Below are 12,871 nucleotides of genomic sequence, written 5' to 3'. Positions count from 1 at the left end.
ACAAATCGAACCGTTTCTTTTTTGAATTTTTCACTATAACGTTGCCGTTGTTCACCCATGTGAACCCCTCCTTGGTATGATGATGCCATTCCGTTATAGAGGTGTCTACCAATCATACTAACAGCACCATGTCCGGCAAAGTCAAAACCCATGCTGTTTGGAGAAAATAGCGGATTCAGCGTCCGGAGAGTACCGGCTGTGGCTTCCGTCAGGCATTATCTTATATATAGAACTCTTTCATCAGCCGGCAGCCTCGTTGTTTTTTTGGCCGCCTGCCATTTTCCGGGTCAATTGTTAATGTTTATTACTGTTTTGGTTTACGGGCCATTAGCCATAAGAAAAATGGGGCCCCGATGACAGCTGCTACGAGACCGGAAGGTATTTCTTTTGGAGCAAGCACCATCCTTCCTGCAGTATCCGCTGCCACAAGCAAAGCAGCTCCCAATAGAAGAGTGATCGGCCATATCTTACGGTTATCGTGACCGGCAAGCAGCCGTGCCAGATGAGGCGCCACGAGTCCAACAAAGCCAATTGTACCGACAGCGGCAACGGCCATTGCTGCAGAGAGAGTGGCTAAAATAGCAATAAGAGATCTAGTAAAGCCAGTTTTCACACCGAGGCCTATCGCTGTATTATCTCCAAGGGAAAGAATATTCATCGTATTCATCATGTAAATTACTGCTGGAATTAATATAATGATCGGCCAGATCAAAAATTGCTGTAATTCACTGAACCCGGAAGCGTACGTACTTCCAGAAAGCCAAGTAAGGGCGGAAGCAGCATTCATATTAGATCGAGTGATCAAAATTTGCGTTATTGCTCCGCCGGCAGCAGACAGGGCAATACCTATTAATGCAAGTACTGCTGGTTCAAACCTCGTTTTCCATGAGAAAAATAATACAAGACCGACAGATAGGAAGGCTCCGATAATTGCTCCGGCAGGATACCAGGAAGCAGAAAGGCTGGTGAATACAAACATAATTGACAGGACCCCGACTCCTGCTCCTGAAGTTACACCTATAATCGAAGGATCTGCAAGTGGATTCCGCAGAATTCCTTGATATAGGAGTCCGCTCAGTGCAAGCAATGCACCTGCGAATGCAGCCGAAAGGACTCTTCCAAGGCGAAGGTCATACACGATATAACGTTGTCCCGATGATTCATCTGTAAATAAGGCATTCCATGTTTCTATAACAGCAAAACCATCGTTTCCCCCTGCGAGCCCTCCAAAAAATGATAGAACAAGTAAAGCGCCTGATCCGATAACAATCAATGGATACGGGACAGGGGAGGAAGCATTCCCCGGGGAGACTGTTTCCTTCGCGCCGCCTCCAAAGAAATTATTTTTATACCGCAGAATTAACCATATCAGCCATGGCGCTCCTATCAGGGCAGTGATAGAACCAACGGGGAGCTCATTTAAGGAAGGATCAATATACCTTCCAAGCACATCCGCCCCCAGAAGTAGATTTGCCCCCCATATCATCGAAGCCGGAAGCAGCATGCCGTGAAGCTGATATCCTGCTAATCTCATTAAATGAGGAGCGATCAGCCCAATGAAAGCAATAGGTCCTGCGACACTCACCACGAGAGCAGCCAGACCTACAGCGCAGAAAAACATAAGTGTTTGAATCAAACCAGTTTTTTCTCCGAGTGTTTTAGCCTGGTCAACTCCGAGTAAAAGCAGGTCCATTTTCCGGCATAAAAATGTAAGGAAAATAAAAATTACTGCAAGCCAGGGAAGAATGAATTGTATCCCGCTCCAGTCCTGCTGCACGAGAGTGCCGTTTCCCCATAAAAACAACCCGGCAGTTTCATTTTCAAAAAATATCTGCAAAGTAGAAGTAAACGAGGAAAACATTAAGGTAAGCACCATTCCTGCCAGCGCCATGCGCACGGGCGTAGCCTGTTTTCCTCCAGCCATAAAAAATACTAGCAGAGCAGCAAGAGCTCCCCCTGTAAATGCCAGTACAAACCCATTTCCACTAATCCAGGTCGGTCCAGCAACGGTGCCGGCCACTACAAAAAAATATGCTCCAGCGTTGACACCAAGAGTGCTTGGTGAAGCAAGGGGATTGCGGGTCAGCGTCTGGAAAATCAGCCCTGCACCTGCTAAGGCAAATCCTGATAAGACTCCAAGAACTATCCTCGGTAAATAAATACTGCGCACTATATTATGTTCGAGAGTATTACCGTCGTTCAATACTGCTTCCCAGACAATAGATAAATTTATATTCTCAGTGCTCTGCAGTAAATGAAGACATGCAATTACAAATAAGAGGGCTGTCCCCCCTCCGAAGATAAGGACAGCCTTTATATATGGTGAGGTATTACTCATGGGTTATTCTCCTGACAATGAGTTTGCTGCTTCTCTGGCAAAAACCTCTGCTGCGAGAGGGCCGCCAAACGTCCAAGTGTCTCCTGGCAAGGCATGTGTACGTTCTTCTTCGACAAAGTTTAAACCATTCCATACTGAATTGTCTGCCAGTTGATTTTCAAATACGTTATCGTTTTCCTGAACAATGTACATAAATTCTGCGTCCTGATATGGTTCTAATGCCTCAACACTAGTTTCCGTATAACCATAAACTTCAAAAGATTCTCCATCATAAGCATTCTGCAGACCGATATTCTCGAGAATTTGCATAACCATTGAATTATCTGTAAACAAACGCAGTGCTGCATTTTCATTTGCACTAAAGGCTTGTGATAATACGATTTCTGTGTCATTATAATCGCTTTCTTCAAGCTCGGCGGCGATATCTTCGTAGGCACCGTCGAGATCAGACAGCACTGTTTCGGCTTCATCTTCTTTATCAACAGCTTTTGCAATTTCATTAAAAGTAGTTTCCATTTCTTCGTATTGATCACCCTCCCCTTCTTCAGGGTAAGGCTCAAACATAAGTGTAGGTGCTATATCGTTCAATTCATCACTGATTGCTCCATGCCGTGAAGCTGCAGTGATTATTAAATCCGGCTCAAGCTTGGCTATCTCTTCCAGACTTGGTTCCTGGCGGGTCCCGACGTCCGTAACATCCTCAGACAACTCAGGTTCAATGTTAACCCAATCTTCATAACCTGCCACATCAGCCACTCCGGCTGGCTGCACACCAAGAGCGAGTAAGTCCTCTGCATAAACCCATTCTAGCACAACAATATCTTCAGGGGTTTCTTCTAATTCAGTTTCTCCCACCGCGTCCTCAATTGTAACAGATTCACTGCTGCTTTCTTCTTCAGAAGTATTTTCGCTGTCCCCGTTTTCGCTGTTACCCCCGCCATCTTCTTCTCCTCCCTGGCTGCAGGCACCAAGAGCGAGAAAGAAAGTAAGCATTAAAACAATTATGTAACGTATTTTCATAAGTTTCTCTCCCTTATTGATAAAGATTCTCATTATCAAATAATATAATACTACTTATTGAAGAGAAGGTCAATGAAATCTAATAAAACAACACTTATTTTCCATGTATGAATTTTGTCACGTGTCGATATTAGAAATAAGTGCAAAAATTTTATACTTTTCTTCTTATAAAACAAAGGAACTATGCAAGTTTTGTAGAAAATTGTATACAGAAGATGCGGGCTTTCCATTCAAGGCTGAAGACGTGGGAGGGGAAAAGACATATGTCTGAAGAAAGAAAATACGCAAGACTTGCCCAAATTACCCAGTTAATAAATACAAAACTAGAATTAAAAGAAGTTCTCGAACACGTCGTAGAAGCTATTTCAGAAGAAGTAGTACGCTGTGATTCGGTCGGGATTTATCTTCCGCAGTCTGATCATACTTTCCGTGGATTTGTCGGAAAACCGCAGGAATTAAATGGAATGACGCTGGACGACCAGGTTATTGACCCAAAAAAAGATAGTCTCGTGCGTCATGTAATCAACACCAGGGAGACGGTGTATATCCCTAAAACAGAGTCCGATTCAAGGCCGGACGATGAGGCTGTGGGTAATTTTAAAATTAAATCTCTGCTTGTACTGCCTATTGCATTCGAAGAGGAAATTTTCGGGCTTGTATTTTTATTTAATTATAATATGTATCTTGAGCTGGAGCGCTCCGAAGTTGAAGCAGTGGAAGCATATGTAAATATGGCTGCGGTCGCCTTGCGTAATGCAAAAGAACTGCAGAGAAAAGAATATTTAATTAATGAAAAGCAGCTGATTCTCGACGTAACGAATAGCCTTTCTATGTGCGCTACAGTTACAGAAGTTATTGAAGAATGCTTTAATTATATTGCAAAAACTTTACATAATAATAATATCGGAATACATTTTGTAGATCCTTCTTCCGGGGAAAGCATTAAACCGGCCATGCTCAGTAAAAAAAGCTCTTGGACAGAGCTAGACTGGAAAAAAACTCATAGTAAACTAAATGTGAACTTTCATGAAGATTTACTGTTCAAAGATGTCATCCGTACCCGAAAAAGCATCTTTGTACCGGATGTCAGTGTTGATCAACGGCCAAGTAAAGAAGCGATTGAACGTTTCGGGCTAAAAAGTATATTTATCCTGCCTCTAATATCGATGGGGGGAGTGATTGGTACTGTTGCAATCGTTCAGTTAATCAATGAAAAAGTAAAACATTATTCAATAAATGAACAAGAAATGATCCAGTCAATTGTGGATGCAACTGCTCCTGTACTAGCAAATCTTATTTATATGGAAAAGCAGGATGCGCTCATTGACGACCGTACTTCAGCTCTTCAAAAAAAGAATGAAGAGCTTAAACGCGCTGTCAATGAGCTTGAAAAAGTCGGGAATGAAAAAGCAATGATTCTCGATGCTGCGGCGGAAGGGATCTTTGGGGTTAATCTGCAGGGCGGTATCACATTTTCGAATCCGGCAGCACTGCAGATGCTCGGCTATGAAAGTGAAGAATTGCTTAGAAGGAGAAATATAAGGGACATCTTCTCCTCACGCTTTACTTCTACGACTTCTATTCTGCAGCGGGAAGCCTTATCCTCCCAGGCAAGGAGGGAAGACACGTTCATCCGAAAAAACGGTACAAGCTTTCCAGCGGAATTTGCCGTAACAGCAACTCGCAGGCATGACGAAATGACTGGGTATGTGATTACATTCAGAAATATAACCTCCAGAAAACAAATGGAAGAAAAAATTAGATATCATGCCTATTATGACCATCTCACCGGGCTGCCGAACCGGCTGCTGTTTAAAGATAGAATGGTTCAGGCTTTAGCTTACGCAGAAAAACAAAAGGAGTCTCTTGGAGTTATGTTTCTTGACCTGGATCGTTTTAAAAAAGTAAACGACTCGCTTGGCCATGACCACGGAGACAGTCTCTTAAAAAAGGTTGCATTTCGTCTAGAAGAAGTCTTAGATGGGTTTGATACCATTTCCAGGCAGGGGGGCGATGAATTTACTATCCTCAGCCCTTATCTTCTCTCAAAAGAAAGCATGCATCATAAGGCTTCAGCCATTATTCAGGCATTTCAGCAGCCTTTTATCATCAATAATGTAGAGCATTATATGACAACTAGTATTGGGATAAGTATTTATCCTTTAGATTCCCATACAGTAGAAGGGCTTCTAAAAAATGCAGACTCGGCAATGTATCGATGTAAAGAAAACGGAGGCAATCATTACCGTTACTATCAGCCTGAAATGGAAGCAGAAATGATGGAACGTCTTAAACTTGAAAACGCCTTATTTAAAGCTTTAGATTATGAAGAGTTTGAAATTTATTATCAGCCGCAATTTGATATTGAAAAAAATAAAATTATTGGAGCAGAAGCACTGCTTCGCTGGAATCATCCTGTATATGGAAAGCTTCAGCCAGGCAGATTTATTTCCCTTGCCGAGGAAACGGGGCTGATTATTTCCATAGAAAATTGGGTGCTCCTCCAAACATGCAGACAGGTTAAAATATGGAACGAACACGGTCTAACGATAGGAAAAGTTGCAGTGAATATTTCGCCGCTCCATTTCAGAAATCAAAATTTTGTTGAAACTATCAAAAATATTATATACGAAGAAGATATAATGGCATCTGTATTAGAACTGGAAATTACAGAACATCTGCTAATGAAACAAAATAAAGACACTGCTATGAAAATGAAAGAGTTGATTGAAATGGGAATAAGACTTGCCATTGATGATTTTGGAACGGGCTATTCCTCCCTTCGATATTTAAAAGATTTTCCAATTACATTGTTAAAAATTGACCAAACTTTTGTAAGCAGTATGGAATTGGAAAAAAAGAATGCTGCCATTACAGATACAATTATTACACTTGCTGAAAACCTTAATATGGAGGTTCTTGCTGAAGGGGTTGAAACACATGAACAGGCTGCCTACTTACTTGAAAGAGGTTGTTATCAGGCCCAGGGCTTTTTATACAGCTCTCCAATAACAGCAGAAGAAATGGAATTATTGTATTTTCAAATATAAAATTGAGGGAGGCATGCAATGCGAGCAGCGAAATGGTTAATTTTATTTTTGAAAGGGATAGGTGTTCGTCATATCTTTGGAATTCCAGCAGGTTCTGTGAATGCCGTTTTCGATGAATTGTATAATCATGAAGAAATTGAGCCTTTCATTACAAAACACGAAGGTGCTGCAGGTTATATGGCTTCTGCCTATGCTAAGTATTCAGGATCTCTTGCCGTCTGTATAGGCAGCAGCGGGCCGGGAGCCACTAATTTAGTAAGCGGAGCAGCAAATGCAATGCGCGAGCAGCAGCCGGTTTTGTTCTTGACAGGTGCTGTCCCGGTTGCTTCGCAGGGACTCAATGCATCACAAGAATTAAATGCAGCTCCCTGCTTTAGAGAAGTAACAAAATACAGTGAAGTTATTCGAACAAAAGAAGAGTTTATGGAAAAGATTTCAAAAGCGGTCTCTATTGCATTAGATGGGGTTCCGGGGCCGGTCCATATCGCAATGCCGATTGATTTACAGATGGCTGAGATTGAGAGGCCGGTTGTGAGCGGTGTATCCCGTGCTATTCCAGCGAAAGCAGGAGAAAGTATCGTGGAACAGATTCTTCAAACGATGAGCGGATCGAAAGGTGTCATTTTCGCAGGGCAGGGGGCATTAAATTCTGCTGCTGAGGTACGTAAATTGGCAGAACGATTTGAATGGCCGATTATTACTTCTCCTCAGGCCAAAGGACTTATTTGTGATAATCATCCTTTGTATAAAGGAATATTTGGTTTTGCAGGTCATACCTCTTCAACACAATTATTGGAGGACCCCACTTACTCAGCTGTTATTATACTAGGCTCCAGTCTGGGCGAGACAGCCACTAATAATTGGAATCCTATACTAACTCAAAATAAATATGTGATACATGTTGATCGTGACAAGGATGTATTTAACAGAAAATATGCTGCAGACATGAATGTACACTCTGAAATTCAAGCTCTTTTACATTCGCTTTTAGAGCGGTGTGGAAATAATAGTTATAAGAAATTCCCAGTTAAGCAGTCCTCAAAAAGAATGGGATCCTTGGAATACAACACACAAAACGTACTTTCAGCTCTGCAGGATATTCTGCCGTCAAGCAGCAGGTATTTTATCGATATTGGAGAATTTATGTCTTATGTTATTCATTATATGAGAGTGAAGGAAAGTGGAACCTTCGATGTCAATGTGCACTTTGGTGCTATGGGAAGTGCTGTAGGCGGAGCGATAGGAGCAGCAGTTACCGATCCACAGAAACCTACAGTATGTATAACAGGTGATGGGTGCTTCTTTATGCACGGAATGGAAATATTAACAGCAAAAGAATATGGTCTTCCAGTCTTATTTATAATCATGAACAATGCCAGGCTTGGGATGGTCCACCATGGTCATAAACTTCAATACAAGCGGGTTCATGAACGCTTCAGCCAGCTTCCAGTAAACATAACAGCTCTAGCTGAAGCAATGAATATTCCTGCAATGCGGATAAGTAACATGAAGGATATTGATAAGCTTCCGTCAATAATTTTTCCAGACACAGGACCTGCCCTCCTCGAAATAGAATTAGTAGACGAAAATGTTCCTCCGATGGGAGACCGGGTAAAATTTCTACAGTCGTTCAGCAAGTAATAAGAGGCGGAGGCGCCCGACTCTGCAAAAATAGTTTGAATAATTAGACAAAAGGGTACATAATGATAGTATCTTGACTCTGTGAGAAGGAATAGAGGAGGGGTCCATATGATGTCTGTAGATATTGTTGCCATTCTTGGTCTGGCAGCAGGACTTATAGTAACGAGCGTAATTATGGCCTATGCACTGTTGAAACAGGCCTCTACAAAGGACAGATGAAGAAATAGAAAGGGCTGAGGGCGCTTACGCCCTGGCCCTTTCAATCTGCTTTCTCAGCAAATGCATTTTTAATCTCCTGTGCCCGCTTTCTGTTCTGGCCTAAATCAAAATATCCCATACGTGAGGCTGACCGTAAATGAACATAACCCTGTTGTCCGAAATAAAAATCCACATCATCAATAAACCGAAGCAGTTTTGTACGAAAAATTGATTTAATATAATCAGTATCATCCCGGACGAGGGAAGCCTGTTCATTTTCTTGGATGATCTGCCTGATCATTTGTTTTGCTTCTTCCATTTCACCTCTGAATAAAATCGGCTCAACATAATGCTTTTTGTCAGAGGGATCGCACATGGAAGTGATACAGTTAGGAGAGGAAGGGCAAGGCGGCAGCATAAACAGACTCCTTTCTAAAATTAATTTATTCAGACTAATTTCAATGTTCCCTGTAAAAATTGACGTTAACCGCAATTCTTCATTAAGCTGGAAGGGGAGGTTATTTATGAAAGTTATACGGATTTCCGAACATATTTTTAAATTAGAGACGTGGGCAGGTATTAAAATGAGTGCCTGGGCAGTCAAAACAGAATATGGGTCAATAATTATTGATGCAGGTCTGCGTTACATGGGTGCCCCGTTATTAAAGCTTGCCGAAGAGCACGGCCCTCTCCAAATGATTTTACTCACACACGGCCATTCTGATCACACTGGCGGCATTCAGTCCATATTAAAGATGAAAAAAACCCCTGTATATATCCACCCGGAAGAAATTCCTTATGCTACTGGAAAAAGTCCTTATCCGGGAAGAAAAAAGAAAGAAAAAAATGTGGGAGAAAAATTAATAAAGCCACTCCCTTCTGATGAAGCTGGAAATATGTATACGATGATGGGACTGCTTCCAATTCATACACCAGGGCATTCTCCAGGGCATACCGTTTATTACCATGAAAGAGATAACATTCTGATTGGCGGTGATTTATTTACTTCCAGAGGAGGCAGGCTGGCACCGCCTATTTCAATGTTTACAGCAGATATGGATGAAGCTGTCATAAGTGGAAGAGTCGTGAAAGAGCTAAATCCAGCATTATTGTCCATTACACATGGCGAAGATATTGAAAAACCTGGTGCCCAATATGAAGTATATCGCGGAATTTATTTTGCCGGCAGACAGGCCGCTGTTAGGCCGGGCTGATATTTATGAAAGTAAAAATCTGAAATAAACTAAGATAAAAAGGTAGAACAATAATAATAATATCGAAAAAATCATGATTCCCCACATATATGGCAGCTTCACATAGCGTGACTGTTTTTTTATTGTGATGGCAGATAGGGAAAACGAGATAAAAAGAGCCCCGAGAAGCACAAAAACAAACCATTCCGATAACTGCGGCCATGGCAAAAAGTAAATAATCGGAATACATGCTAATAGAACACAGATGATAACGAAAGCTGAAAGTGAGGCCCGAAACAGACTGTTATCAAGCTTTGATTCTTTTTCCTGCCGTCTTTTTTCCATTCGGCTGAGAGAACTTTCTCCAGAATCTGTAGAAAGCTGTGGATTTAATCTATTTATTAGTTTTTGAGAAAGTACTTTCGGATGAAAGTCTTTTAGTTGAAATTTTGGCATTCTTTTTCTCTCCTACAAGGTAGTCTACCTATTTTAACATATGTATTTTTTATACTATTAAGTTTAATTCATTTTAAATGATGAAGTATTAGAAAAGCTGAGGTTTTCGACGTTTAGAACGGCCGATAAGCCAAGTTTTACTTAAGAGATTGTAAAAATAAGATATAGTATGGTCAATGTACTAAAATTAGGAGTGAAGATGTATGAACATTATTATTCAGGGAGCAGGTGCTCTAGGCATTTATTTCGGAGGAAGGCTCATGGAAAGTAATCATAATGTGAGTTATTTAGTGAGAAGCAAAAGAGCTCAACAGCTGATAGAAAATGGCCTAAAGATTCAGAGTACGAAAGGCAATTTTGAATCAAGTGAGGTAAATGTATTGAAATCCCCGGGAGCGGCAGGTTACGCTGATCTAATTTTACTTGCAATAAAAGGTCAGCATCTCGAAGGAGCGCTGCCAGCATTAAAGACACTTGTCCAGCAGACGGGGGCACCTGTACTTCCGCTTTTAAACGGTATGGAACATATTGAGGTTCTTCAAGCTGAGCTTGGACCTGAGAAGGTACTCGGCGGGCTTGCTTATATTATTGCTACTCTTGATGAAAGAGGACATGTTATACATACAAGTGAGCAGCATGATCTTTATTTCGGAAAACTGTCAGAAAATCAAAATTCAATTTGTAAGAAGATGGAAGATGCCTTCGAAGGTGTTAATGTAAATGCAAAGCTCCATCAAAATATTCACAAGCAAATGTGGAGCAAGTATATGTTCATCTCGGCCTTCTCAGGCATCACCACCGCAGCCGGCCTGCCAATTGGTGAGATCGTAAAGCATAAAAGTACTTATCGTACGGCAATTAAATTATTGCAGGAAATGAAAGAACTTGCAGTTAAAGAGGGTGCTTCCATTACTGATGAAGCAGTTGAAAAGGCAGCTGCCCAATTTAGAGATCTTCCTGTGGAGGGGACTTCCTCCATGCATCAAGATCTCAGAAAAGGACAGTATTTAGAAGTTGAACACCTGCATGGAGGTGCACTTCGGGCTGCCAAAAAAAACCATTTATCCATGCCTGTAACAGAGACTATTTACGGGCTGATAAAACCCTGGGAAAATAAAGGATCATAAAAAAAGAGGCTTGAGCCATGCCCTCGGAAAGCGAAGCGTTTTGACAGAGCATTTTTGAAAAACTCATAATTAACAAACAATCCAGACAGATTCAGTAGAATCGTCTGGATTTTGCAATAAATAATTTTCTTTCTTCCCAGCCAAGAGCACAAGATAATTCTAAATATAATTAAACGAAATGCTTCCGACTATCAATTTTGATAATCGGAAGCGTTTTTTACTCTTCAGAGACCGTTATGTCCCATCCTTTTTTTATTTTTTCAAAAGCCGCATATACGATTGTATAAAGGCTTTCCAGTTCCTCTGGGAACCCCAGTAATTACCGATTAGTTCTTTGAAGATATCGTACTTTCCTGCATAAGGGAACCACATAATTTCTTTTACCGATGTGCCTTTGTCAACCATAACGGATGTTTCAATACTGAAGCTTTTAATCCCTTCTCGTCCATGATATTTGCCGATACCCCCGTAATTGACTCCTCCGTAAGGGAGGTTATAATTAGCGGCGTTAATCAAAACATCGTTAATGGTGACATTTCCTGTGATTAAATGACTGGTTATTCGTTCTGCCTTAGAAATGTCACTGGTAAACACACTTCCCCCCAAACCGTAGCTTGTATTATTGGAGAGTTGAACAGCTTCTTCCTCTGTTGCAAAGGTGGCAACCGGCATTATTGGGCCAAAGGTTTCTTCATTCATAACAAGCATGCCGTGATCTACATTCGTTAAAATGACTGGCTCTATAAACGGATCATTACTTTTCCATTCATCAGGAACTTTGCCGCTTTCCAGTACCGCATTTTTATCAAGAGCATCCTGGACATGTTTTTTAACTACATTTACTTGAGCCTGGGTCGTCATCGAACCTATGTCTGCATCAATATGTGTTCCCTGCCGTAATTTAGCAGTTTCATATTTAATTTCTGCTAAAAATTCATCATAGATCCCTTCCTGCACATAAACTCTTTCTACAGAAAGACAGATTTGGCCGCTGTTATTAAAAGCTCCCCATACCGCTGCCTTTGCCGCCCTTTTAACGTTTGCATCATCAAATACGAGCATTGCATCTTTACCGCCCAGTTCCAGTGTTGTGGGTATGAGCTGCTTAGCCGCCTGCTGCTGAATTTCTTTTCCTGTTTCTACAGAACCGGTGAAATGAATATAATCGGGTCTGCCTTTTGTTAGTGCTTCTCCAAGTGCTTTTCCGCCAATCACAGTCTGTACAACATTTTCAGGCAGAATATTCATAATTCTTTTTATTAGAAGACCTACGACCGGTGTAATTTCTGAAGGCTTTAATATTACTGTGTTCCCGGCAGCTAAAGCCTCAGCAACTGGAGTGAAGGCGAGCTGGAATGGAAAGTTCCATGGTGAAACAACGAGCACAGTTCCGCGTGGTTTTCTATCAATGTAAGATGTCTTTCCCATAAAATGGACTGGAGTTTTTACTTTTTCTTTTGCAAGAACATTGGGAGCTTCTTTTTCTACATGTTTAATTGCGTCCGCTGCGGCCAATACTTCTGCAGTAAGAGCATCGGTCTTGGTTTTTCCTGTGGAAAGAGAAACGATATCAGCAATTTCTTCCTGGAGGTCTACGATAACCTCCCTCATTTTTTGTAAATAAGACAAGCGCTGCTTTAATGACAGTTTCGACCATTCTGAAAAAGCAGTCCGGCTTCTTTCGTAAATATCCGGGACTTCGGTCTGGTGAGTCTCTTCAAAACTATTGATTTTTGTCCCGTATGCAGGTGCAATCGCCTCTGGTGTCATTACAAAAACCCCTTTCACAATTTACATAGTAACGTTCGCTTTACTTATGAACTTTTCCTTCATTTAACCATCCTTAAA

Annotated in this window: 9 protein-coding genes; 4 read left to right on the top strand and 5 right to left on the bottom strand. The window is 41.3% G+C overall.

What is annotated here, in order from left to right:
- Positions 1-304: 304 nt before the first annotated feature.
- Together ACE4RR_RS16035 and ACE4RR_RS16030 are read right to left on the bottom strand one after the other, a co-directional pair.
- On the bottom strand, positions 305-2,338 hold the full coding sequence (locus ACE4RR_RS16035; RefSeq protein WP_375536443.1) for an iron ABC transporter permease: 2,034 nt from the start codon (positions 2,336-2,338) through the stop codon (positions 305-307).
- Positions 2,339-2,341: 3 nt separating this feature from the next.
- Positions 2,342-3,358, bottom strand: a complete 1,017-nt coding sequence (locus tag ACE4RR_RS16030; protein WP_375536442.1) for an ABC transporter substrate-binding protein — start codon at positions 3,356-3,358, stop codon at positions 2,342-2,344.
- A 263-nt stretch (positions 3,359-3,621) separates the two neighbouring features.
- On the opposite strand from ACE4RR_RS16030, the gene ACE4RR_RS16025 reads away from it, so the two are divergent.
- Both ACE4RR_RS16025 and ACE4RR_RS16020 read left to right on the top strand, forming a co-directional pair.
- Positions 3,622-6,408 (top strand): sensor domain-containing phosphodiesterase, encoded by a 2,787-nt coding sequence (locus tag ACE4RR_RS16025; protein ID WP_375536441.1) that lies wholly within the window; start codon positions 3,622-3,624, stop codon positions 6,406-6,408.
- Positions 6,409-6,426: 18 nt separating this feature from the next.
- Positions 6,427-8,049, top strand: a complete 1,623-nt coding sequence (locus tag ACE4RR_RS16020) for a thiamine pyrophosphate-binding protein (RefSeq protein WP_375536440.1) — start codon at positions 6,427-6,429, stop codon at positions 8,047-8,049.
- 259 nt (positions 8,050-8,308) lie between these two features.
- Here the strand turns inward: ACE4RR_RS16020 and ACE4RR_RS16015 are convergent, their stop codons facing one another.
- The gene (locus ACE4RR_RS16015; RefSeq protein ID WP_375536439.1) at positions 8,309-8,665 is read right to left on the bottom strand and encodes a DUF1499 domain-containing protein; all 357 of its coding nucleotides are present in this window, start codon (positions 8,663-8,665) and stop codon (positions 8,309-8,311) included.
- Positions 8,666-8,771: 106 nt separating this feature from the next.
- Between ACE4RR_RS16015 and ACE4RR_RS16010 the strand changes: the two genes are divergently transcribed.
- Positions 8,772-9,461, top strand: a complete 690-nt coding sequence (locus tag ACE4RR_RS16010; RefSeq protein ID WP_375536438.1) for an MBL fold metallo-hydrolase — start codon at positions 8,772-8,774, stop codon at positions 9,459-9,461.
- 3 nt (positions 9,462-9,464) lie between these two features.
- Here the strand turns inward: ACE4RR_RS16010 and ACE4RR_RS16005 are convergent, their stop codons facing one another.
- On the bottom strand, positions 9,465-9,896 hold the full coding sequence (locus tag ACE4RR_RS16005) for a hypothetical protein (RefSeq protein ID WP_375536437.1): 432 nt from the start codon (positions 9,894-9,896) through the stop codon (positions 9,465-9,467).
- A 203-nt stretch (positions 9,897-10,099) separates the two neighbouring features.
- Here ACE4RR_RS16005 and ACE4RR_RS16000 point away from each other — a divergent pair, with 203 nt between their 5' ends.
- A complete protein-coding gene (locus tag ACE4RR_RS16000; RefSeq protein WP_375536436.1) occupies positions 10,100-11,023 on the top strand; it encodes a ketopantoate reductase family protein in 924 nt (307 codons plus the stop codon).
- 252 nt (positions 11,024-11,275) lie between these two features.
- Here ACE4RR_RS16000 and ACE4RR_RS15995 read toward each other — a convergent pair whose 3' ends face one another.
- Positions 11,276-12,793 (bottom strand): aldehyde dehydrogenase family protein, encoded by a 1,518-nt coding sequence (locus ACE4RR_RS15995; protein ID WP_375536435.1) that lies wholly within the window; start codon positions 12,791-12,793, stop codon positions 11,276-11,278.
- Between the last annotated feature and the right edge of the window lie 78 nt (positions 12,794-12,871).

The organism is Alteribacillus sp. HJP-4, from assembly GCF_042139015.1.
Lineage (GTDB): Bacteria > Bacillota > Bacilli > Bacillales > Marinococcaceae > JBHIKY01.
Note: the sequence above shows the minus strand (reverse complement) of the source record. Positions and strands in the feature narration are given on the sequence as shown.